Genomic DNA, 22,988 nt, shown 5'->3' on the forward strand with positions numbered 1-22,988 from the left:
GACCGACGCCGAACCGTTCGGACGAGATCTCTCCGAACACCCCCACTGGGTTTCTGGGCCTAGCCATGGGTGTTCATCTGCTGGCGCGTTCGACTCCCGGAGCAGCCTCGCGCACGTTGCCGAGCCACGCCTGGATGTCCGAGAGGGCGAACCTGAGGTGCCGACCTACCCGGGTGGCGCACGGGCCCCTGCCCTCGGTTCGCCAGCGATAGATGGTCACGACCGGGACGCCGACGTAGTCGGCCAGCGTCTCGATGCTCAGTAGTGGCTCGAGGCCAGGGACCGGTGTGCGCGGGCTCTCGTCGCCGCCCGCGGGCGTTGCGTAGGAGTTCATACCGGCAGGTGTGCACGCGAAGGTGGCAAGACGCGACGCTCTGCGGGGCGATGCACATCACCCTGCCCGCCGACGGTCGAAACGGCCGGTCCTGGAGGGGTTTGTGTGGGGTTTCTGTGGGGTTGGGCAAGTCCAGAGACTCCTCAGGCCTGGTGAGACACCGTCTCACCAGGCCTGATACGTCGGGCTGACAGGATTTGAACCTGCGACCCCTTGACCCCCAGTCAAGTGCGCTACCAAGCTGCGCTACAGCCCGATGGCTCCCGCAGAAGCCTCGGAAACTCTACCTCACGGGCGAGGTCCCCTCTGCACCACTCAGCACGTCGAGCTCGGCAGCGACGAGACCGAGGACGACGAGGTCGAGAACGAGGCCGATACCCGCGTCCCAGGGCGAGAGCTGGAACAGGAAGACCTGGGTCACGAGCAGGGACACGAGGACGGCTCGGCGGAACCAACGGTAGCCCGACTCGCGGTCGGTGCCGACGCGACTGAGGCCGACCAGGGCGAACGCGGTCGAGACGAGCGCGCTGACGACGATGCCCACCAGGATCCAGGTGGCTTCGTCGCCGCCGTAGACGCCTCGCGCGAGCGTGACCCCGGAGGTGAGCAGCAGCAGGCCGACCGTGAACCAGGGTGCCCACTGCTCCCGGACCACGCGCCGGGTGACCGAGACAACGGCGTGCGAGATCACGCCGAAGGGGTTGGGCAGGACGTCCGAGTCGTGCTGGAGGGTGTCGAGCAGCGCGCGAACCTCGGCGGATCCCGGGGCGTCGCCCGCCTTCTCGAGGTAGCGGTACGCCGTCTCGCGGTCGCGTTCGCTCAGGCCACCCACGAGGCCGGCGACCGTGTGGTCGGCGGCGGCGGCGAGCAGCTCGGCGGGGTCGCGCGGGTGTCGGCGCTGCAGGGACTCGGCGCCGATCGCGAGCCCGACGACGACCGCGTAGATGACGGCCGCGGTCGGTCGCCAGAAGTAGTCGTAGTCGGCGGTGACGAACTTGCCGATCTCGTCGACGAACAGCCCGAAGCCGACGCCGCCCACGAGGACGACCCCGCTGCGGACGACCGGGCCCATGAAGACGATCTGCAGGAGCAGTGCGACGGCCATCAGCAGACCGCCCCACAGGACGTGGGACACGTGCGCTCCCCCGCCGCCGAGCTGCGGGAACCCCGTCGCGAGCAGCAGCAGGCGCACGAGGATGACCGTCGCGAGCGTGGTCACCAGGAACGCGGCGATGTGGCTGTTCGCGGCAGGGTCCCGGGGCAGCCCGAGCCGTAGGAGCCGCCTCCGTTGCCGCACGGAGGCGGCGCCGGTCACCGCTTGCGCTTCTCCCGGACGCGCACCGAGATCGAGATGGGCGTGCCCTCGAACCCGAACGTCTCACGGAGGCGACGCTCGATGTACCGGCGGTAGCCGGGGTCGAGGAAGCCGGTCGCGAAGATCACGAACCGCGGCGGGCGCGTGGACGCCTGCGTGGCGAACAGGATGCGTGGCTGCTTACCGCCGCGCAGGGGATGCGGGTGCGACGCGACGAGCTCGCCGAGGAACGCGTTGAGGCGACCGGTCGAGATGCGGGTGTCCCACGACTCCAGCGACCGCTCGAGGGCAGGAACAAGGCGGTCGGTGTGCCAGCCCGTCTTCGCTGAGATGTTCACCCGCGGGGCCCAGGTCACCTGGACCAGGTCCTGCTCGATCTCGCGCTCGAGGAACGGGCGACGGTCCTCGTCCATGAGGTCCCACTTGTTGTAGGCGATGACCAGCGCTCGGCCCGCCTCGATGACCTGCGAGATCACGCGCGTGTCCTGCTCGGTCATCTTCACGGACGCGTCGACCAGGACGACGGCCACCTCGGCCTTCTCGATCGCGGCCTGCGTGCGCAGCGACGCGTAGAAGTCGGCACCGGAGGTCTGGTGCACGCGGCGGCGGATCCCGGCGGTGTCGACGAACACCCACGGCTTGCCCTTGAGCGCAACCAGCTCGTCGACGGGGTCACGCGTGGTGCCGGCGACGGAGTCGACGACGACACGCTCGGAGCCGAGCACCTTGTTGAGCAGCGACGACTTGCCGACGTTCGGGCGACCGATCAGGGCCACGCGGCGCGGTCCGTCCGGCAGCGGCGTGCCGTGCGCGGAGACCTCGGGCAGCACGTCGATCGCGGCATCGAGCAGGTCGCCCGTGCCGCGGCCGTGCAACGCGGACACCGGGAACGGCTCCCCGAGCCCGAGCGCCCACAGGTTCGCGGCGTCGGCCTCACCTGCGGGTCCGTCGACCTTGTTCGCGCACAGCACCACGGGCTTGCCCGAGCGACGCAGGAGCCGGACCACCTGGGTGTCCGTCTCGGTCACGCCGACCGTGGCGTCGACGACGAAGATCACGGCGTCGGCGAGGGAGATGGCGACCTCGGCCTGCTGCGCGACGCGCGCCTCGATGCCGGCCACGTCGACCTCCCAGCCGCCGGTGTCGACGAGCGTGAACCGCCTGCCCGACCAGTCCGCGGGGTAGCTCACGCGGTCGCGGGTGACGCCCGGCTTGTCCTCGACGACGGCCTCGCGACGGCCGAGGATGCGGTTGACGAGCGTCGACTTGCCGACGTTCGGGCGGCCCACGACGGCGAGCACCGGGTAGACGACGACGCGCTCCTCGGCGCCGTCACCGTCCTCGCCTCCGTGCAGGAGGGCAAGGTCCTCGTCCTCGAGCTCGTACTCGGTCAGTCCGGCGCGCAGAGCCTGCTCGCGTTGGGCGTCGCCGGCCTCGTCGGGCAGCACCAGGGCAGGATCAGTCTCGGTCATGGCCCCAGTGTCCCAGGTGTGCCCACCCGTCGACGACCGTGGGGTCAGTGCGTCCGCTCACGCTGCGGGTCGTCGGTGGGCAGCGGGATGCCGGAGCGGGCCGACGCGCCGTCCACCAGCCGCGCGAGCGCGACGCGGATCGCCTCGTTGGCTTCTTCGACGGCCGCCTTGCCGGACGTCCCGGGAGCACGTTCGATGACGAGCGGCTCGCCGAACTCGATCGCGATCCTTCGCCGTAGGCCGGGGACCTTGTTGACCGACTCCCCCGTCCGTCGCGTCCCCAGGACCGCCACGGGGACGACGGGTGCATGCCCGTTCAATGCGAGCCACGCGATGCCCGCACGGGCGTTCGTCGCGGCGCCCCGGCCCCGGTTGCCCTCGGGAAACACGCCGACGACCCCGCCGCGCTTGAGGACCCCGAGCGCCTCGGTCAGCGCGGTCCGACCACCGTCGTCACGGTTCACCGAGATCTGCCCCGAGCCGTTCAGCAGCCAGGCGAGCGGACCCCGGAAGATCTCCTCCTTGACCAGCACGTGCGACCGCCTCGGCGCGACGCCGTACAGCAGCGGGCCGTCGAGGACGCCCGTGTGGTTGGCCGCCAGCAGCACGGGTCCCGTGGCGGGAACGTTCGCGGCGCCGGTGACCGCTGTGTTCCAGATGACCCGCGCCATGATCCAGCCGATCCAGCGCGACCAGAGCGGTTCGCGCGCGGAGGGCACGCTCACGAGCGCGGGCCGACTTCCGTCTCGACGACCTCCAGCACGGCCTCGACGGTCTCGTCGAAGTTCAGGTGCGAGGAGTCGATCGTGACGACACCGTCTGCGGCCACATGGAACTGCACGACGGTCGAGTCGTCGCGGTCTCGCCGCAGCACCTGGTCCTTGGTGGCCTCGACGGCCGCCGCGTCGTCGGACCCGTGGACGTCGCGTGCTCGTCGGGCGAGCCGGGCTTCCTCGCTGGCCGTCAGCAGCACGCGCACGTCGGCATCGGGGGCGATCACCGTGGTGATGTCCCGTCCCTCCGCCACGATCCCCCGCCCGTCCGAGAAGGAGCCGGGCACCTGCGACTCGGCGATCGCCTCACGCTGCAGCCGGGCCAGCGTCGCGCGCACCTCGAGGTTCGTGGCGATCGCACTGACGACCGCGGTGATCTCGGTGCTCCGGATCGGCTCGTGCACGTCGACGCCACCGACGTGGACCGTCGGGTGCGCAGGATCGACGCCCATGACCAACGGGAACCCGTCGACCGCGGCCGCGACGGCGGCCTGATCCGTGAGATCCAGGCCCTGCGACACGCACCACCACGTGGCCGCCCGGTACATCGCACCCGTGTCCAGGTAGGCCAGCTCGAGGGCGCTCGCGACCGCCCGGGACACGCTCGACTTGCCCGACCCCGAGGGCCCGTCGATCGCCACGACAAGGGTCGTGCTCAACTCACCAGTCTCCAACCGCGGGCACTGAGCTCCGCCTCCAGGTGCTCGACGCTGCCGGGCAGCACCGAGATCTCCGCCATGCCGACCGGCCGGCCGGCCGCGTGCTCGAGGTGCAGGTCCTCGAGGTTGACGCCCGCATCGCCCACGTCGGTCAGCAGCCGCGCGAGCTCTCCGGGCGAGTCCGGCACCAGGACCGTGACGACCGCGTACGTCCGCTGCGCCCCGCCGTGCTTCCCAGGGACGCGCGCCACGCCGACGTTTCCCGCGCTGATCGCGTGGGCGATCGACGCCAGCGCACCCGGCTCGACCGTCTCGGGGTCGGCGGCCTTGGCGGCGTGCGACAACGCCTCGATCACCGCGTCCAGGTCCGCGCGCAGGTCCACGAGAACGTCGTGCACCGCCGATGCGTTGGCGGCGAGGATCGAGGTCCAGAGCGCAGGGTCCGAGGCTGCCAGACGCGTCACGTCCCGCAGGCCCTGTCCGGCAAGCCCGAGTGCCGCGTCGTCGGCGTCGCGCAGACGCGCGGCGACCAGGCTGGCCGCGACCTGCGGCACGTGCGAGACGGCAGCGACGGCCGCGTCGTGCGCGTCGGCGTCCATCGTGACCGGGACGGCGCCCAGGTCGACAGCCAGCGACCGGACGGCGAGCAGGGCGTCGGGCCGCGACGAGCCCGAGTCCGTGATCACCCAAGGACGTCCGAGGAACAGGTCGGGGACGGCCGCACTGGGACCGGACCGCTCCCGCCCGGCCATCGGGTGCGATCCGACGTACCGGGTGAGGTCCGCCCCTGCTGCCCTCAGCTCTGCGAGCACGTAGCCCTTGACGCTGGCCACGTCGGTGACGATCGCCTCGGGGAACGCTTCCAGCTCAGCGCGAACGACGTCCGCGGTCACGTCGGGCGGCGCCGCGACGACGATGATCGCGGGCGCCGCATCGTCGCTCTTCGCGGGACGTCCCGCTCCCACGTCACGGGCCAGGGCCAGCGCCGTCCGCGACGGGTCGTGCAGGACGACGTCGACGCCGCGGGTGGTCAGGGACAGCCCGACCGACGCGCCGAGCAGCCCGGTGCCCACGATGCGCACCGGTCCACGGGTCGCAAGCGTCACATGCCCACCCGGACCATCAGGGAGCCCACCTCGGTCTTCGACAGCACCCGCGTGCGTCCGGACTTCAGGTCGCCCAGGCGTATGGGGCCGATCTGCATGCGGACCAGGCCGGTGACCGGGTAGCCGGCCTCCTCGAAGATGCGGCGGACGATGCGGTTGCGGCCCTCGTGCAGCTCGACCTCGACCAGGCTCGCCTGCGGGGTCGTCTGCACGATCTGGAACTTGTCCAGCTTGGCCGGACCGTCCTCGAGCTCGATGCCCTTGAGCAGCCGCCCACCCAGGGAGTTGGTCACGCGACCCTCGAGCTGGACCAGGTACACCTTGGGCACCGCGTGCGCAGGGTGCGCGAGCCGGTTGGCCAGCTCGCCGTCGTTGGTCAGCAGGATCAGGCCCTCGGTCTCGGCATCGAGCCGGCCGACGTGGAACAGGCGCTCCGTGCGGTCCTGGACGTACTGGCCGATCGAGGGCCGACCCTCGGGATCGTGCATCGTCGAGACGACGCCCTTCGGCTTGTTCAGCGCGATCGTCACGATCGACGTGTCGAGCTGCACACGCAGCCCGTCCACGTGGATGACGGCCGTCAGGGGGTCGACCCGCACACCGAGCTCGCGCACGGTGGTGTTGTCGACCGTCACGCGACCGGCCGCGATGAGGTCCTCGCAGGCGCGACGCGAACCGAGACCGGCCGCCGCGAGCACCTTCTGCAGGCGCACGCCGTCAGGGTCGTGGACGTCGATCGTCACCTCGGGCTCGCGCGACCGCGGAGGACGGGTCGACGTGCGGGACCTGCTGGCGCCTGCTCCGGTGGGCGCGCTGCGCGGGTATCCCGACTTGGCGCGCGGGGCACCACCCCGCGACGAGCTGGGAGCGCCGCCCCGCGACGAGCTGGGCGCACCACCGCGCGACGAACCTGGCGCGCCTCCGCGCGATGAGCTGGATGCCCCTCCGCGCGACGAGCTGCCGGCACTGTCGCCGCCGCGCGACGAACCGCCCGCGCTGGCGCCGCCGTGCGACGAACCGCCGGTGCTCGAGCCGCCGCGGTAGCCGCCGCCGCTGCTGCGGTAGCCGTCACCGCCACCGGTGCTCCCCCGGTAGCCCTCGCCGCCCCCGGAACCGCGGTACCCACCGGAGCTGCCGCCGCGCGACGAACCGCCGCCCGAGCCGCTCGGGCGCGACCCGCCGGAGCGACCCCCACCGGAACCGCTGGAGCGGCCCTGGCTGGAGCCCCCGGAGCGTCCACCGGCCGACCCGGTGCCTCCCGAACGTGGTGCCTGCTGGCTCATCTGGTTTCTCCGATCGCCTGGTCGACGCCCTCGAAGGCGTCGATGTCCGGCAGGTAGGGCGCGAGCGGAGGCATCTCGTCCAGGCTGGACAGCCCCATCCGCTCCAAGAAGTATCCCGTGGTCGAGTAGAGGACCGCACCGCTCGACGGATCTGTGCCGACCTCGGCGACCAGACCGCGGGCGGTGAGGGTCCGGACGACGCCGTCGACGTTCACGCCACGCACGGCGGAGACCTGCCCACGGGTGACGGGCTGGCGGTACGCGATCACCGCGAGCGTCTCGAGGGCGGCCTGCGTCAGCCGGGCGGTCTGCCCGTCGAGCACGAACCGCCCGACGACGTCGGCGTAGACGGGCGCCGAGTAGATGCGCCACCCCTCACCGACGCGACGCACCTCGAAGCCGCGCGGACGGCCACCGTGGTCGCCCCGGTACTCGGCGGCGAGGGCCTCGAGCAGCTCCTCGACCCGGTCCGTGGGCAGAGCGAGCACCGTGGCCAGGCGGATGGCGGAGATCGGCTCGTCGGCCACCATGAGCACGGCTTCGAGCGCGGACAACGCGCCTCCGGGCAGGTCGTCGACGTCGAAGGCGAGCTCGTCTGCCGCGGCGGTGTCGACGGCGGTCTCGTCGACCACGGCGTCGACCGTTGCGTCGGTGGGCGGCTGCTCGGTCATGTGGTCTCCTCGGGTGCGGCCTCGGGCACCGTGTCGATGGTGGTGTCCAGCTGGTCGAAGTCGTCGGACACCTCGATGTCCCCCTCGGCCGAACCCGTCCAGCGCACGGTCAGCTCACCGAGCGGCGTCACCTGGTCGAAGCCGACGGCGCCCTCACGGAAGAGCTCCAGCAGAGCCAGGAACCGGGCGACGACGACGATCGTCGCGTCCGCGTCGGCCGTCAGCGCACGGAACGACATCGCGCCACCGTGCCGGAGCCGGTCCACGAGCACCGCGGCCTGCTCCCGGACGCTGACGGCCGGTGCGTGCAGGTGGCTGATGTCGACCGCGGCTGCGGCCGCTCTCGGCTGCTCAGCCTTGGCGGCCAGCGCGGCGAGCTCGTCGGGACCGATCTGCCAGACGAGCTCGGGCAGCAGTGCGGCAAGGTGCGGCTCCAACGTCACCAGCCGCGGGAACCTGCGTCCCTCGGTGGAGAACCGTTCGGCCAGGTCGGCAGCGACGAGCTTGTACGCGCGGTACTGCAGCAGCCGCGCGAACAGCAGGTCCCGGGCCTCGAGGAGCTCGATGTCCTCCTGGTCCTCCACATCTGCGGACGGCAGGAGGCGGGCGGCCTTCAGGTCGAGGAGCGTCGCTGCGATGACCAGGAACTCGCTCGCCTGTCCGAGGTCCCACTCCTTCTCGGCGGACTTGAGGTACCCGATGAACTCGTCGGTGACCTGTGCGAGCGCGACCTCGGTGATGTCGAGCTTGTGCTTCGCGATGAGCCCGAGAAGGAGGTCGAACGGCCCGCTGAAGTTGGTCAGGTGGACGTTGAACGCCTGGGTGCCCGCGGGCGCGACGGCACCCGGGGTCGACTCGGAGAGCGGGGCCGCGCGCTCGTCAGGCGGCGTCGCCACGGGCGACGAGCTCACGTGCCAGCTGCCGGTAGGCCGCCGCACCGGAGTGCGTCGGGGCGTACGTCGTGATGGGCTCGGCGGCGACCGTCGCGTCGGGGAACTTCACCGTGCGGCTGATCACGGTCTGCAGGAGTGCGTCCCCGAAGGCCTCGTGCACGCGCGCGACGACCTCCCGGGCGTGCAGCGTGCGGGGGTCGTACATCGTGGCGACGATGCCGTCGAGCTCCAGGCGGGGGTTGAGACGGTCACGCACCTTGTCGATCGTCTCCACGAGCAGCGCCACACCGCGCAGGGCGAAGAACTCGCACTCCAGAGGGATCAGCACCCCGTGCGCGGCCGTCAGGGCGTTCACCGCGAGCAGACCGAGCGAGGGCTGGCAGTCGATGAGCACGACGTCGTAGTCGTCGAGGACGGGACGCAGTGCCCGCGCGAGGACCGTCTCGCGGGCGACCTCCCCGACGAGCTGGACCTCGGCCGCCGACAGGTCGATGTTCGCGGGCAGCAGGTCGAGCCCGGGGGTCCCCGTGTGGTGGATCAGCGAGTGGATGTCCGCGTCCCGCTCCATGAGCAGGTTGTAGACGGTGCGGTCCAGCTCGTGCGGGCTGATGCCCAGGCCGACGGACGCGGCACCCTGCGGGTCGAAGTCGACGATCAGGACGCGGCGGCCGTACTCGGCGAGCGCGGCACCCAGGTTGATCGTGGTGGTCGTCTTGCCGACGCCACCCTTCTGGTTGCAGAGCGCGATCACACGGGCGGGACCGTGCGAGGCGAGCGGCGCGGGATCGGGGAACTCCGGCAACGGACGCCCGACGGCGTCGAGCTGCGGGTCGGTCGTCTGCTGGCTCACCACGCCGCACAACCTACCGGAGCGGACGGCCTCGATGCCGCGCGACAGACCGGTGGGGCCACAACGCTCACCGGGCCCGCGGGTGGGTGGCGGCGTAGACCTCGCGAAGCGTGTCCGGCGTCACGAGCGTGTAGATCTGCGTCGTCGTGACGGATGCGTGCCCGAGCAGCTCCTGGACGACGCGGACGTCGGCACCGCCCGCGAGCAGGTGCGTCGCGAACGAGTGCCGCAGCGTGTGCGGCGAGACGTGCTCGGCATCGGCCAGACCGGCCTTCTCGGCGGCGGATCGCAGAACCGCCCAGGCGCTCTGCCGGCTCAGCCGCGCACCGCGCGTGTTGAGGAACAGCCCGGGCGATCCCCCTCTGCTACCGGTCGACATCGCGGGCCTCCCGCGGACCAGGTAGGCGTCGACCGCGTCGAGCGCGAAGCTCCCGACCGGGACGACCCGCTCCTTACGACCCTTGCCGAACAGTCGGACGGACGCGAAGCCCGGCGTGCGGTCGAGGTCGTCGACGTCCAGGCCGATGGCCTCCGAGATCCGGGCGCCGGTGCCGTAGACGAGCTCGAGCAGAGCGCGGTCCCGCAGCGGGACCGGTCCGTCTCCCAGCCCTGCGGCGTCGAGGAGCCGTTCGACATCGTCCACGGAGATGGCCTTCGGGAGGCGCTTGGGCTGCGACGGCGGACGGACCGCGCTCGCGGCATCGGTGCCCGTCACGCCGTCCAGGAGCAGGAACCGGTGCCACCCCCGCACCGCCACGACCGACCGCGCCGCGGAGGACGCCGACAGCACGGCGCGCCCGTCGCTTCCGGTGCGGACGGCGAGCAGGTAGTCCTCGACGTCGCGTTCACGGATCTCGCCGGGGTCGGAACAGCCACGCTCCGAGAGGAACGTGACGTACCGGCTCAGGTCCCGCCGGTACGCGAGGAGCGTGTTGGTGGACAGGCCCCGCTCGACGGTGAGGTGGGCCAGGTAGGTCTCGAGCGAGACCTCGATGGTGGTCACGGCGTCAGAGCGGCAGGAAGACGTCCACTGCCAACGCGAGCGACAGCAGCGTGAGGTAGGTGATCGAGGCGTGGAAGACCGTCATCGCCTTGAGCTTGCCGCGGGCGGGGTCCTCGGCGCGCCGCAGCAGGCTGATGTTGGTCCACAGGAACCAGATGCCCAGGCCGGTGGCGACCGCGCCGTACACCCAGGTCATGCCTTGGACGGGCCAGATCAGCAACGAGCACGCGATCATCGCCAGGGTGTACAGGATCATCTCCCGCGCCACCTTGGTGTCCTTGGCCACGACCGGAAGCATGGGGACGCCGGCCGCGGCGTAGTCACGCTTGAACTTCATCGACAGCGGCCAGTAGTGCGGCGGCGTCCAGAAGAAGATCACGCCGAACAGGAGCACGGCGGTCCACGACAGCCCGCCGGTCACCGCGGACCAGCCGATGAGCACGGGCATGCAGCCGGCAGCGCCGCCCCACACGATGTTCTGCGGGGTGCGCCGCTTGAGGATCATGGTGTAACCCACGACGTAGATCAGGATCGCCGCCGCGGTCAGCCAGGCCGACGCGGGATTGACGACGAACCACAGCCACGCCAGCGAGAAGGCACCGAGCACCAGACCGAAGACGAGCGCCGCGCGCGGAGTGACCTCACCGGTGACCAGGGGGCGCCGCTTGGTGCGGTTCATGATCTTGTCGATGTCGCGGTCGAGGTAGCAGTTGAGCACGTTGGCCGACCCGGCCGCCGCGGCTCCCCCGACGAGCGTCGCGAGCACGAGGCCCAGCCCGGGCCAGCCGTCGGCCGCGAGGATCATCGTCGGGACCGTCGTGACGAGCAGGAGCTCGATGACACGAGGCTTCGTCAGCGCGATGTACGGCCCGACCACGCGTCGCAGGCGGCCGGCCGGGACGGTCGAGGACGTCACCGACGAACCGTGCAGCGGGCCGACAGCGGTCTGGTCGTCCGACGCTCCGGCGTCATCGACTGACAGAGGGCTGCTGAGGCGCACGCGCTGCGGTTTCCGTTCGAGTCGGGCGGGGTTATGTCGCGCAGCCATGCTAAGGCCTGCACCTGCCCGTGGTGCGACAGCGAGGCGTGATGACGCCCGGCCGCGTGTGTGAGATCGGTCGCTCGCACGACCGCCGTACGCGCGGTCCTGGTCACGCCCCGCGGCATCACCCGGGTGCGCTATAGGCTCGCCGTGCACGGTCCGACGACCGCCGCGAAGGCGTGACGCCGACCTGCCGGAAGCCCACAGTGGCTGACAGATGTTGTCTCACAGACTCGTCCGACACGTCACCCGGCCGTCCAGGCGTGGGTGGGAATGAGGTGCGGTGAACGCGAAGGCTCCCCTGGCGCAGACGGTCGGTTGGACCGATCTTGACGTGAAGGCGGTGGACACGGTGCGTGTCCTGGCCGCGGACGCGGTCGAGAAGGTCGGCAACGGCCACCCGGGGACGGCGATCAGCCTGGCCCCCGCCGCCTACCTGCTCTACCAGAACGTGCTCAGGCACGACCCGGCCGACCCGCACTGGCTGGGGCGCGACCGTTTCATCCTGTCCGCGGGCCACTCGAGCCTGACGCAGTACATCCAGCTGTACCTCGCCGGTTTCGGGCTCGAGCTGGCCGACCTCGAGGCGCTGCGCACGTGGGGCTCCAAGACCCCTGGGCACCCGGAGTACAAGCACACGACGGGCGTGGAGATCACGACCGGTCCGCTCGGCCAGGGCCTGGCGTCCGCCGTCGGGTTCGCGATGGCGGCCCGCCGTGAGCGGGGCCTGCTCGACCCCGAGGCCGCGCCGGGCACCAGCCCGTTCGACCACTTCGTGTACGTCATCGCCTCCGACGGCGACCTGCAGGAGGGCGTCACGAGCGAGGCCTCCTCGATCGCGGGCACGCAGGAGCTCGGCAACCTCATCGTCCTGTGGGACGACAACCACATCTCGATCGAGGGCGACACCGAGATCGCGTTCACCGAGGACGTCGTCGCACGGTACGAGGCGTACGGCTGGCACACCCAGTTCGTCGACTGGACGGCCGGCCCCGACGGCTACGTCGAGGACGTCGACTCGCTCCACGCCGCCATCGAGGCGGCGAAGGCTGTCACCGACCGCCCGTCGTTCATCGGCCTGCGCACCCTCATCGCCTGGCCGACGCCGGGCAAGACGAACGAGCACTCGGCGCACGGCTCCAAGCTGGGTGGCGACGCGGTCCGCGGGCTGAAGGAGGCCGTCGGGTTCGACCCCGAGAAGTCGTTCGACGTCGACCCCGAGGTCCTGGCGCACACCCGTGGGCTGAGCGCGCGTACGGCCCCGGCCAAGGCCGCCTGGCAGGAGTCGTTCGACGCCTGGCGCGTCGCCAACCCGGACAACGCAGCCCTCCTCGACCGTCTCGTCGCGGGCGACCTGCCCGACGGCTGGGCGGATGCGCTCCCCGTGTTCCCTGCAGGCAAGGCCGTCGCCACACGTGCGGCGTCCGGTGACGTCCTCTCGGCCCTCGCGCCCGTCCTGCCCGAGCTGTGGGGCGGGTCCGCGGACCTGGCCGGCTCGAACAACACGACGATGAAGGGCGAGCCGTCCTTCCTCCCGGCCAAGCGCTCGACCACGGAGTTCGCGGGTGACCAGTTCGGGCGCACGCTGCACTTCGGCATCCGCGAGCACGCCATGGGCTCGATCCTGTCGGGCATCCGCCTGCACGGTCTGACCCGACCGTACGGCGGCACGTTCTTCACGTTCAGCGACTACATGCGCGGAGCGGTGCGGCTCGCCTCGCTCATGGGTGTGCCCGCCGTGTACGTGTGGACGCACGACTCGATCGGCCTCGGCGAGGACGGCCCGACGCACCAGCCGATCGAGCACCTCGCGGCTGTCCGCGCGATCCCCGGGCTGACCGTGGTCCGTCCCGCGGACGCCAACGAGACGGCGGCCGCCTGGAAGGCGACCCTCGAGCACACGACCGGACCCGTCGCCCTGATCCTCACGCGCCAGAACGTCCCGACGTTCCCGCGTGGCGAGGACGGCTTCGCCTCCGCAGACGGGGTCGCCCGCGGCGCGTACGTGCTGCTCGAGGCGAGCACCGGGACCCCGGACGTGATCCTCATCGGGACAGGTTCCGAGGTCCAGCTCGCCGTGGAGGCACGCACCACGCTCGAGGCGGCGGGCGTGGCCACCCGTGTCGTGTCGGCGCCGTCGCTCGAGTGGTTCGGCGAGCAGGACGAGACCTACCGTGAGTCGGTGCTCCCGTCGTCGGTCCGTGCCCGCGTCTCTGTCGAGGCAGGGATCGCACTGTCCTGGCACAAGCTGCTGGGCGACGCCGGGCGGTCCGTGTCGATCGAGCACTACGGCGCCTCGGCGTCGGCGGAGAAGCTGTTCGAGGAGTTCGGCTTCACCGCCGACCACGTCGTGGCGGCGGCGCACGAGTCCATCGCGGCGTCGAACAGCGGCCCCGCGAACACGCCCGGTCTGCCGCTCTCCACCGGCACGGGCGACCAGCAGGTCTGAGTCTTACCGGACGCGCCGGCCCTGGGAGACCACCGGGGCCGGCGCTCGGACGAAGGGGATGGATCATGGCACCGAGCAGCAGCCCTCTGGCACGCCTGGCCGACGCGGGAGTCGCGATCTGGCTGGACGACCTGTCGCGCGAGCGACTCCGCAGCGGGAACCTCGCCGATCTCGTCGCGGACAGCGGCGTCGTGGGCGTCACCACCAACCCGTCGATCTTCGCCAGCGCACTGTCCAAGGGCGACGCCTACGACGCGCAGCTGCGTGAGCTCGCAGCCCAGGGCACCGACGTGGACGACGCGGTGTTCCAGATCACCACGGACGACGTTCGCCAGGCGGCCGACGTCCTGCGACCGGTGTACGACGAGACGGACGGCGTGGACGGTCGCGTCTCCATCGAGGTCGACCCGCGGCTCGCGAAGGACACGGACGCGACGATCGCCTCGGCGAAGTCGCTGTGGTCCACGGTCGACCGGCCGAACGTCTTCATCAAGATCCCGGCGACCCGCGAGGGGCTGCCGGCGATCACGGCGGTGCTCGCCGAGGGCATCAGCGTCAACGTCACCCTGATCTTCTCGATCGAGCGCTACGGCGCCGTGCTCGACGCGTTCGAGTCCGGCCTGGAGAAGGCCAAGGCGAACGGGCACGACCTCGCGCCGATCGCCTCCGTCGCCTCGTTCTTCGTGTCCCGCGTGGACGCCGCCATCGACCCGCTGCTCGACAAGATCGGGTCCCCCGAGTCGGCGGCCCTACGCGGCAAGGCGGCCATCGCCAACGCCCGGCTCGCCTACGGGCTCTACCAGGAGGTCGTCGCGGACGACCGGTGGAAGGCCCTCGCCGCCGCCGGGGCGAAGCCGCAGCGTCCGCTCTGGGCCTCGACCGGCGTGAAGGACAAGGCCTACCCCGACACGCTCTACGTCGACGAGCTCGTGGTGGCCGGTGTGGTCAACACGATGCCCGAGGCCACCCTCAAGGCAGTCGCGGACCACGGTGGTGACGGTCACGACACCGTGACGGGGACCCGTGCGGCGGCCGAGGCCGTCATCGCCGGGCTGCGCGACCTCGGCATCGACATCGACGACGTCACCGAACAGCTGGAGGTCGAGGGCGTGGACAAGTTCACGACCGCGTGGGGCGAGCTGCTCTCGACGGTGTCCGACGGTCTCGCCGGCGCCGCCGAGCAGGTCGGTTCGGGGGCAGCCAGATGAGCCCGACCAAGGTCAGCGCGGACAACAACCCGCTGCGCGACGCGCGCGACCGCCGACTCCCCCGCATCGCCGGGCCCTGCGGCCTGGTGATCTTCGGTGTCACCGGCGACCTCGCCCGCAAGAAGCTCATGCCCGCGGTGTACGACCTCACCAACCGTGGGCTGCTGCCGCCCGGGTTCGCGCTGACCGGGTTCGCGCGACGCGACTGGGCCACGCAGGACTTCGCCAAGATCGTGCACGACTCGGTGCGCGAGCACGCCCGCACGCCGTTCCGGGAGGCCACCTGGCGCCAGATGTCCGAGGGCATCCGGTTCGTCCAGGGCACCTTCGACGACGATGACGCGTTCGACCGCCTGCGCGAGACCGTCGAAGAGCTCGACGTGAACCGGGGCACCGGCGGCAACCACGCCTTCTACCTGTCGGTGCCACCGAGCTCGTTCCCCGTCGTGTGCAAGCAGCTCGCCCGCTCGGGCCTGTCCCAGCCGGAGGAGGGGACCTGGCGCCGCGTCGTCATCGAGAAGCCCTTCGGCCACGACCTGAAGAGCGCCCGGGAGCTCAACGAGATCGTCTCGGACGTGTTCAATCCCGACGACATCTTCCGGATCGACCACTACCTCGGCAAGGAGACGGTGCAGAACCTGCTGGCGCTGCGCTTCGCCAACCAGCTGTTCGAGCCGATCTGGAACAACAACTACGTCGACCACGTCCAGATCACCATGGCGGAGGACATCGGCATCGGGGGCCGCGCGTCGTACTACGACGGCATCGGCGCGGCCCGCGACGTCATCCAGAACCACCTGATGCAGCTTCTCGCGCTCACCGCGATGGAGGAGCCGGCGTCGTTCGAGGCCGACGGTCTGCGCGCGGAGAAGATCAAGGTGCTCTCCTCGGTGCGGGTGCCCCGCGACATCGGCAAGCACACCTCGCGTGGGCAGTACTCGGCGGGCTGGCAGGGCGGCGAGAAGGTCGTCGGCTACCTCGAGGAGGAGGGCTTCAACAAGGAGTCCACGACCGAGACGTTCGCGGCGATCCGCGTCGACATCGACAACCGCCGCTGGGCGGGCGTCCCGTTCTACCTGCGCACCGGCAAGCGTCTGGGCCGGCGCGTCACCGAGATCGCGGTCGTGTTCAAGCGGGCGCCGCACCTGCCGTTCGAGTCGACCGCGACGGCCGAGCTCGGCAAGAACGCGTTGGTCATCCGCGTGCAGCCCGATGAGGGCGTCACGCTGCGGTTCGGCGCCAAGGTGCCGGGTACGGCGATGGAGGTCCGCGACGTCACGATGGACTTCGGCTACGGGCACGCGTTCACCGAGTCCTCCCCCGAGGCGTACGAGCGGCTCATCCTCGACGTCCTGCTCGGTGACCCGCCGCTGTTCCCCCGGCACGAGGAGGTCGAGCTGTCCTGGAAGGTGCTCGACCCGATCACGGCCTACTGGGCCGCCCACGGGAAGCCCGACCAGTACCGCTCCGGCACGTGGGGTCCGGAGTCGGCCGACGAGATGATGGCGCGCGACGGACGGACCTGGAGGCGGCCATGATCATCGACATGCCGAACACGACCACCCGCGACGTCAACCGGCGGCTGCTCCGGGAGCGGGACGAGGGCGGCGCGATCGCGCTCGGCCGCGTGCTGACGCTCGTGGTCGTCGTCGGGGACCGTGATCCCGAGGAGGCGATCGAGGCGGCGAACGACGCCAGCCGGGAGCACCCGTGCCGGGTCATCGTCATCGCGAACGACGTGGCCGACAAGGAGTCGAGCCTCGACGTCCAGATCCGGCTCGGCGGCGACGCGGGTGCCAGCGAGGTCCTGATCCTGCGCCCGTCCGGCGCGCTCGAGCGTCACCTCGACACGCTGCTGATCCCGCTCCTGCTCCCCGATGCACCGATCGTCGCCTGGTGGCCCTACGAGGTGCCGAAGAACGTGGCCGAGGACCCGATCGGTCGGATGGCGGCACGTCGCATCACGGACACCACGCAGGTGCTCCACCCGCTCGCCACCCTCAAGCAGCTCGCGGCGACCTACGTGGACGGTGACACGGACCTCGCCTGGACACGGGCGACGCTCTGGCGCGGTCTCATCGCGGCCACGCTCGACCAGCCGCCGTTCGAGCCGGTGCACAAGGCCGTGGTCGTCGGGCAGGCCAACCACCCGTCCGTCGACCTCATCGCGGCGTGGCTCGCACAGTCCCTTCGGTGCCCGGTCGAGATCGAGCGCGTCACCGAGGCGCTCGCCATCACGCAGGTCCGGCTGGAGCGGACGTCCGGGCCGATCGTGCTCGACCGGCCCGACGGCAAGACCGCTGCACTGCACCAGCCGGAGCAGCCCGACCACCGCATCGCGCTGCCGATCCGCCAGCTGCGCGAGTGCTTGGCGGAGGAGCTGCGTCGGCTCGACGCCGACGAGGTGTACGGCGAGGTGCTGCAGAAGGGACTTGCGAGGCTCCACGCGTGACCGCACAGGTGTTCCCCGCGCACGGCCCACGCGACGTCATCGTCCACCCAGACCCCACCGTGCTCGCCGAGGCCGTTGCTGCGCGACTGCTCACACGTCTGGTCGACCTCCAGTCGCACCGGTCACCGCTGCACGTCGTCCTCACGGGCGGCACGGTCGGCATCGCGTCCCTGCGTGCCGTCGCCGCGAGCCCCGTGCGCGACGCGGTGGACTGGTCGGGCGTGCACCTGTGGTGGGGCGACGAACGGTTCCTGCCGGACGGTGACGCCGACCGCAACGAGACGCAGGCTCGCGAGGCGCTCATCGACCCGCTCGGTGACGCGCTCCCCGCGTCGAACGTGCACCCCATGCCCGCGCTCAGCGACGAGGTCCCGACGCCTGAGGTGTCGGCCGAGCTGTATGCCACGGCCCTGGCCGAAGCGGGGGCACCCGCGTTCGACGTCCTGCTGCTCGGCATGGGTCCCGACGGCCACGTGGCGTCCCTGTTCCCCGGTCACGAGGCGCTCGGCGCCCAGTACGCGACCACGGTCGCGGTGCACGGCTCCCCCAAGCCGCCGCCCCTGCGGGTCTCCCTGACCTTCGAGGCCATCCGGCGTGCCCGGGAGGTCTGGGTCGTGGCTTCCGGCGCCGAGAAGGCCGACGCGGTCGCGTCCGCACTCGGTGGCGCGTCGGTGACCGCGACGCCGGCTGCCGGTGCGCTGGGTCTCGAGCGGACGCTCTGGCTGGTCGACGCCGCCGCAACAGCCGCTCTCGCCACGGCGGAGGCGCCGCCGGCAGCACCGGCGACCGACGTGTGGACCGCGGTCGACGACTACTTCGGGGTGCTCGTCCCGGAGGACGTCGCGCTGGTGGACACGCGGGCGAGCGCCGTCGCAGCGGGCCTGCCCGACATCGCCGTCGCCCCCAACCAGGGCAAGCTCCTGCACCTGCTCGCGCAGGCCGTCGGGGCGCGCCGGATCCTCGAGGTGGGAACGCTCGGCGGGTACAGCACCGTGTGGCTCGCCCGCGCCCTGCCCGTCGGCGGCTCCTTGACCACGCTCGAGATCTCGCCCGAGCACGCCGCCGTGGCATCGGACTCCCTGGTGCGTGCCGGTCTCGGTGACGTCGCCTCGGTGGTCGTCGGTCCCGCCGTCGACACGCTCGACCGGCTGATCGCCGAGGACACCGAACCCTTCGACCTCGTGTTCATCGACGCCGACAAGGAGTCGATCCCCGGCTACCTGGACCAGACGCTCGCGCTCACCCGGCCCGGGTCGCTCGTGATCGTGGACAACGTCGTGCGCGGTGGCGGTGTCCTCGACCCGTCCCACCCCGACGCGCGCGTGCAGGGCGTGCGGACGATGGTCGACCTGCTGACGTCGCACCCGCGCTACGACTCGACGGTCATCCAGACGGTCGGCGCCAAGGGCTACGACGGGTTCGCGCTCCTGCGCGTCCACTGAGCGCACCCGGCACGTCGAAGGGCCCCGCACCATCGGTGCGGGGCCCTTCGACGACATCGTGAACCGTTGCGGTCATCCGCCGCGCTTCGCCCGCAGCGCCGCCAGCGCCTCGTCGAGGATCGCGGCGCCGTCCTCATCGGACCGCCGCTCCTTCACGTAGGCCAGGTGCGTCTTGTACGGCTCGTTCTTGCTGGGCGACGGCGGGTTGGCCTGGTCCTGGCCGGCCGGGAAGCCGCAGCGCGGGCAGTCCCACGTGGGAGGGGCCTCGAGCGCCGCCTCCTCAGCGAAGCTCGGACGCGTCTCATGACCGTTGGCGCACCAGTAGGACACCCAGACGCGGGGAGCGGTGTCGCCACGCTCCGCCTCGCCCATGGGACCGGCTCCGACTCGCGACCCCCTGATCGCACTTCCGCTCGCCATCGCCGACCGCCTCAGACCGTCTTCTCGAGCAACCCGAGAAGGATGATGATGACCGTCCAGACCAGCGCCGTCCCGACCGTGATCCGGTTGAGGTTGCGCTCCGCAACGCCTGAGCTGCCGGCACTGCTCGTGATGCCGCCGCCGAACATGTCCGACAGGCCTCCGCCCTTGCCCTTGTGCAGCAGGACGAGCGGGATGAGCAAGAGGCTGGTGAGAACCAGCAGCACCTGAAGGGCGATACGCAAGGCGTCCACGTCTGTGTCGGTTCCTTACTGGGAGGGCACGTCACGAGCCGATTGGGCCCGGCAACGCTGCGGTTGACCGCGGTACAGGGTAGGCGACGAGCGGCCGCAAAGCCACCATGCAACGGACCGGGTCCCGCCCGACGAATCGGACGGGACCCGGTCCGCGGATGTCAGAGACCGACCGAGTGCGACTGGTAGCGGGCGATCGCGGCGAACTCGTCCGGGTCGAGGCTCGCGCCGCCGACCAGGGCACCGTCGACGTCCGGCTTGGCCATGATCGACGCCACGTTGGACGACTTCACGGAACCGCCGTACAGGACGCGGACCGCGTCGGCCGTCTCGGCGTCGTAGAGCTCGGCGATGCGGGACCGGATGGCCTCGCACAGCTCCTGCGCGTCCTCGGGCGTGGCGGTCTCGCCGGTGCCGATGGCCCAGACGGGCTCGTAGGCGACGACGATCGTCTTGACCTGCTCCGCCGTGAGGCCGGCCAGCGCACCGTCGAGCTGCGCGAGGGTGTGCGGGACGTGCTCGCCGGCCTTGCGGACCTCGAGGACCTCACCGACGCACAGGATCGGGACGATGCCCGAGGCGAGCGCGTTGAGCACCTTCTTGTTGATGAGCTCGTCGGACTCGTTGTGGTACTGACGACGCTCCGAGTGGCCGACCGCGACGTACGTGACGCCGAGCTTGGCCAGGAACGCCGGCGAGATCTCACCGGTGTAGGCACCCGACTGGTACGCCGAGACGTCCTGCGCGCCGTAGACGAGCTCGAGCTTGTCGGCGTCGACCAGCGTCTGCACGCTGCGCAGGTCGGTGAAGGGCGGGAGAACCGCGACCTCGACCTTGGAGAAGTCGTGCTTGCCGTCGCGCAGCGCCCACGCGAGCTTCTGCACGGTGTGCGTGGCCTGGTGGTGGTCCAGGTTCATCTTCCAGTTGCCCGCCATCAGCGGGATGCGAGTCGCCACGATCAGTCCTCCAGAACCGCGATGCCGGGGAGCGTCTTGCCCTCGAGGAACTCGAGGCTCGCGCCACCACCGGTCGAGATGTGTCCGAACCCGGCCTCGTCGAAGCCGAGCGTCCGCACGGCCGCGGCGGAGTCGCCACCGCCGACGATGGTGAAGCCGCCGTTGGTGCCGGCGTCGATCAGGGCCTGCGCGACCGCGCGGGTTCCGCCCGAGAACGCCTCGAACTCGAACACGCCTGCCGGACCGTTCCAGACGACCGTCTTGGCGTCCACGATCTTGCTCGCGAACAGCGCGCTCGACTCGGGACCGATGTCCAGACCGATCTTGCCGTCCGGGATGGCGTCCGCTGCGACGACGAGCGCCGGCGAGTCCGCCTTGAACTCATCAGCGACGACGATGTCCGTGGGCAGGACGATCTCGACGCCGGCCGCCTCGGCCTGTGCCAGGTAGCCCTTGACGGTCTCGATCTGGTCCTGCTCGAGCAGCGAGTTGCCCACCGAGTAGCCCTTGGCCGCGAGGAACGTGAACAGCATCCCGCCGCCGATGAGCAGACGGTCGGCCTTGGTCAGCAGGTTCGCGATGACGCCGAGCTTGTCCGACACCTTCGAGCCGCCGAGCACCACCACGTAGGGACGCGCGGGGTCGTCGGTCGCCTTGCGCAGGGACGCGACCTCCTTGAGGACCAGCTTGCCGACCGCGTGCGGGAGCACGAGCGCGACGTCGTACACCGACGCCTGCTTGCGGTGCACTACGCCGAAGCCGTCGGACACGTACGCGTCCGCAAGAGCCGCGAGCTCGGCGGCCAGCTCGGCACGCTCGGCGTCGACCTTGGACGTCTCGCGCGCGTCGAACCGGATGTTCTCGAGCAGCGCGATCTCGCCGTCCTGCAGTGCCGCGACCGTGGCCTTGGCGGACTCGCCAACGACGTCCTCGGCGAGTGCGACCGGCTGGCCGAGCAGCTCGGACAGACGCTCGGCGACGGGCTTGAGCGAGTACTTGTCCTCGGGCGCACCCTTAGGGCGGCCGAGGTGCGCGGTCACGACGACACGCGCGCCGGCGGACAGCAGCGCCTGCAGCGTCGGCAGCGCCGCGCGGACGCGGCCGTCGTCGGTGATGGTCGTCCCGTCGAGCGGCACGTTGAAGTCGGATCGGACGAGCACGCGCTTGCCGCGCAGGTCTCCGAGGTCCTCGATGGTCTTCATGGGGCTCCTAGCAGAAGGTGAGCAGGGGTGAACACAGCAACGTCCGCGCGGTCCGGGCCCGTGAGGACCCGGACGCACGCGGACGTATGACCGTCACTGCAGCAGCAGCGGAAACGTCAGAGACGCTCGCCGACGTACTCCGTGAGGGCCACGAGGCTGTTCGAGTAGCCCCACTCGTTGTCGTACCAGGCGATGATCTTGACCAGGTCGCCGCTCACCTTGGTGAGCTTCGAGTCGAAGATGCTCTGGTGCGGGTTGGTGACGATGTCGCTCGAGACGATCTCGTCCTCGACGTACTCGAGGACGCCCTTGAGCGGACCCTCGGCGGCTGCCTTGACGGCGGCGTTGACCTCCTCGACCGTGACCTCGCGCGAAGCGGTGAAGGTCAGGTCGGTGGCGGAGCCGGTGATCGTCGGGACGCGGAGCGCGAACCCGTCGAGCTTGCCCTTGAGCTCCGGGAGGACGAGCGCCACGGCCTTGGCCGCACCGGTCGACGTCGGGACGATGTTCTGCGCGGCCGCACGGGCACGACGCAGGTCCTTGTGCGGACCGTCCTGGAGGTTCTGGTCACCCGTGTAGGCGTGGATCGTGGTCATGAGACCGCGCTCGATGCCGATCGCGTCGTTGAGCGCCTTGGCGACGGGGGCCAGGCAGTTCGTGGTGCAGGACGCGTTCGAGATGATGTGCTGCGTCGCGGAGTCGTAGTCCGTGTGGTTCACGCCGACGACGAACGTGCCGTCCTCGTTCTTGGCGGGCGCGGAGATGATGACCTTCTTGGCGCCGGCCTCGATGTGTGCCTTCGCCTTGGTCGCGTCCGTGAAGAACCCGGTGGACTCGATGACGATGTCGGCGCCGAGCTCCTTCCAGGGCAGGTCTGCGGGGTTGCGGACCTCGAGGGCACGGATCTTCTTGCCGTCGACGATGATGTTCTCGTCGTCGTAGTCCACGCTCAGCGGGAAGCGACCCAGAACCGTGTCGTACTTGAGCAGGTGCGCCAGCGTCTTGTTGTCAGTCAAGTCGTTGACACCGACGATCTCGATGTCCGCACCGGACGCCAGGATGGCCCGGTAGAAGTTGCGACCGATACGGCCGAAGCCGTTGATGCCGACCTTGATGGTCACTTGCCCTCCTCGGCAGCGCCGACAAGAGATCGGCGCACACATGGTTTTGATGGGTTCCGCACGCCGCTGTGCGTCCCGACCGT

At 70.9% G+C, this 22,988-nt stretch carries 22 protein-coding genes and 1 tRNA gene; 5 read left to right on the forward strand and 18 right to left on the reverse strand.

Annotation, left to right across the window (positions count from 1 at the left end):
• Positions 1 to 73: 73 nt before the first annotated feature.
• The 13 genes from N553_RS23820 to N553_RS0119510 form a co-directional block, all read right to left on the reverse strand.
• Positions 74 to 334 (reverse strand): AlpA family transcriptional regulator, encoded by a 261-nt coding sequence (locus N553_RS23820; protein ID WP_081844782.1) that lies wholly within the window; start codon positions 332 to 334, stop codon positions 74 to 76.
• 182 nt (positions 335 to 516) lie between these two features.
• A tRNA-Pro gene (locus tag N553_RS0119450) sits at positions 517 to 590 on the reverse strand.
• 27 nt (positions 591 to 617) lie between these two features.
• Positions 618 to 1,649, reverse strand: a complete 1,032-nt coding sequence (locus tag N553_RS0119455) for a hypothetical protein (protein ID WP_081844783.1) — start codon at positions 1,647 to 1,649, stop codon at positions 618 to 620.
• Positions 1,646 to 3,121: a ribosome biogenesis GTPase Der gene (gene der, locus N553_RS0119460; RefSeq protein WP_028047911.1), complete on the reverse strand. Its 1,476-nt coding sequence runs from the start codon at positions 3,119 to 3,121 to the stop codon at positions 1,646 to 1,648. Before der ends, N553_RS0119455 begins: the two co-directional genes overlap by 4 nt.
• A 44-nt stretch (positions 3,122 to 3,165) precedes the next feature.
• Positions 3,166 to 3,846, reverse strand: a complete 681-nt coding sequence (locus N553_RS0119465) for a 1-acyl-sn-glycerol-3-phosphate acyltransferase (RefSeq protein WP_051640391.1) — start codon at positions 3,844 to 3,846, stop codon at positions 3,166 to 3,168.
• On the reverse strand, positions 3,843 to 4,553 hold the full coding sequence (gene cmk / locus N553_RS23825; RefSeq protein WP_231505330.1) for a (d)CMP kinase: 711 nt from the start codon (positions 4,551 to 4,553) through the stop codon (positions 3,843 to 3,845). The genes N553_RS0119465 and cmk overlap by 4 nt, the downstream gene beginning before the upstream one ends.
• Complete coding sequence (locus tag N553_RS0119475; protein ID WP_028047913.1) at positions 4,550 to 5,659, reverse strand: prephenate dehydrogenase; 1,110 nt, start codon at positions 5,657 to 5,659, stop codon at positions 4,550 to 4,552. Before N553_RS0119475 ends, cmk begins: the two co-directional genes overlap by 4 nt.
• On the reverse strand, positions 5,656 to 6,402 hold the full coding sequence (locus N553_RS0119480) for a pseudouridine synthase (protein ID WP_028047914.1): 747 nt from the start codon (positions 6,400 to 6,402) through the stop codon (positions 5,656 to 5,658). The genes N553_RS0119475 and N553_RS0119480 overlap by 4 nt, the downstream gene beginning before the upstream one ends.
• Before the next feature lie 536 nt (positions 6,403 to 6,938).
• Positions 6,939 to 7,613 (reverse strand): SMC-Scp complex subunit ScpB, encoded by a 675-nt coding sequence (gene scpB / locus N553_RS0119490; RefSeq protein WP_034623558.1) that lies wholly within the window; start codon positions 7,611 to 7,613, stop codon positions 6,939 to 6,941.
• Positions 7,610 to 8,509, reverse strand: a complete 900-nt coding sequence (locus N553_RS23835) for a ScpA family protein (RefSeq protein ID WP_051640403.1) — start codon at positions 8,507 to 8,509, stop codon at positions 7,610 to 7,612. The genes scpB and N553_RS23835 overlap by 4 nt, the downstream gene beginning before the upstream one ends.
• Positions 8,493 to 9,359: a ParA family protein gene (locus tag N553_RS0119500; protein WP_028047917.1), complete on the reverse strand. Its 867-nt coding sequence runs from the start codon at positions 9,357 to 9,359 to the stop codon at positions 8,493 to 8,495. Before N553_RS0119500 ends, N553_RS23835 begins: the two co-directional genes overlap by 17 nt.
• 64 nt (positions 9,360 to 9,423) lie before the next feature.
• Positions 9,424 to 10,359: a site-specific tyrosine recombinase XerD gene (locus tag N553_RS0119505; protein WP_028047918.1), complete on the reverse strand. Its 936-nt coding sequence runs from the start codon at positions 10,357 to 10,359 to the stop codon at positions 9,424 to 9,426.
• A 4-nt stretch (positions 10,360 to 10,363) separates the two neighbouring features.
• Positions 10,364 to 11,275, reverse strand: coding sequence for a heme o synthase (locus N553_RS0119510; protein WP_231505331.1), 912 nt, complete (start codon positions 11,273 to 11,275; stop codon positions 10,364 to 10,366).
• Between the two features lie 409 nt (positions 11,276 to 11,684).
• On the opposite strand from N553_RS0119510, the gene tkt reads away from it, so the two are divergent.
• The 5 genes from tkt (at position 11,685) to pgl (ending at position 18,952) form a co-directional block, all read left to right on the forward strand.
• Positions 11,685 to 13,850 (forward strand): transketolase, encoded by a 2,166-nt coding sequence (gene tkt / locus N553_RS0119515; RefSeq protein WP_028047920.1) that lies wholly within the window; start codon positions 11,685 to 11,687, stop codon positions 13,848 to 13,850.
• Between the two features lie 65 nt (positions 13,851 to 13,915).
• Positions 13,916 to 15,058, forward strand: coding sequence for a transaldolase (gene tal / locus N553_RS23840; protein WP_034623560.1), 1,143 nt, complete (start codon positions 13,916 to 13,918; stop codon positions 15,056 to 15,058).
• On the forward strand, positions 15,055 to 16,596 hold the full coding sequence (gene zwf, locus N553_RS0119525) for a glucose-6-phosphate dehydrogenase (RefSeq protein WP_028047921.1): 1,542 nt from the start codon (positions 15,055 to 15,057) through the stop codon (positions 16,594 to 16,596). The genes tal and zwf overlap by 4 nt, the downstream gene beginning before the upstream one ends.
• Positions 16,593 to 17,510: a glucose-6-phosphate dehydrogenase assembly protein OpcA gene (locus N553_RS0119530; protein ID WP_028047922.1), complete on the forward strand. Its 918-nt coding sequence runs from the start codon at positions 16,593 to 16,595 to the stop codon at positions 17,508 to 17,510. The genes zwf and N553_RS0119530 overlap by 4 nt, the downstream gene beginning before the upstream one ends.
• Positions 17,507 to 18,952 carry a 6-phosphogluconolactonase gene (gene pgl, locus N553_RS25950; protein WP_369796730.1) on the forward strand — a complete coding sequence of 482 codons (1,446 nt, stop codon included), beginning with the start codon at positions 17,507 to 17,509 and terminating at the stop codon, positions 18,950 to 18,952. The genes N553_RS0119530 and pgl overlap by 4 nt, the downstream gene beginning before the upstream one ends.
• Positions 18,953 to 19,024: 72 nt before the next feature.
• Here pgl and N553_RS0119545 read toward each other — a convergent pair whose 3' ends face one another.
• From N553_RS0119545 to gap, 5 genes are all read right to left on the reverse strand, one after another.
• The gene (locus tag N553_RS0119545) at positions 19,025 to 19,372 is read right to left on the reverse strand and encodes an RNA polymerase-binding protein RbpA (protein WP_034623562.1); all 348 of its coding nucleotides are present in this window, start codon (positions 19,370 to 19,372) and stop codon (positions 19,025 to 19,027) included.
• Positions 19,373 to 19,383: 11 nt separating this feature from the next.
• Positions 19,384 to 19,626, reverse strand: a complete 243-nt coding sequence (gene secG, locus N553_RS0119550) for a preprotein translocase subunit SecG (RefSeq protein WP_028047924.1) — start codon at positions 19,624 to 19,626, stop codon at positions 19,384 to 19,386.
• 161 nt (positions 19,627 to 19,787) lie between these two features.
• Complete coding sequence (gene tpiA / locus N553_RS0119555; RefSeq protein WP_028047925.1) at positions 19,788 to 20,582, reverse strand: triose-phosphate isomerase; 795 nt, start codon at positions 20,580 to 20,582, stop codon at positions 19,788 to 19,790.
• A gap of 2 nt (positions 20,583 to 20,584) precedes the next feature.
• The gene (gene pgk, locus N553_RS0119560) at positions 20,585 to 21,784 is read right to left on the reverse strand and encodes a phosphoglycerate kinase (protein WP_028047926.1); all 1,200 of its coding nucleotides are present in this window, start codon (positions 21,782 to 21,784) and stop codon (positions 20,585 to 20,587) included.
• Positions 21,785 to 21,900: 116 nt separating this feature from the next.
• Positions 21,901 to 22,905, reverse strand: coding sequence for a type I glyceraldehyde-3-phosphate dehydrogenase (gap, locus tag N553_RS0119565; protein ID WP_028047927.1), 1,005 nt, complete (start codon positions 22,903 to 22,905; stop codon positions 21,901 to 21,903).
• Positions 22,906 to 22,988: the final 83 nt, after the last annotated feature.

The sequence above is a fragment of the Cellulomonas sp. URHE0023 genome, from assembly GCF_000688475.1.
GTDB lineage: Bacteria > Actinomycetota > Actinomycetes > Actinomycetales > Cellulomonadaceae > Cellulomonas.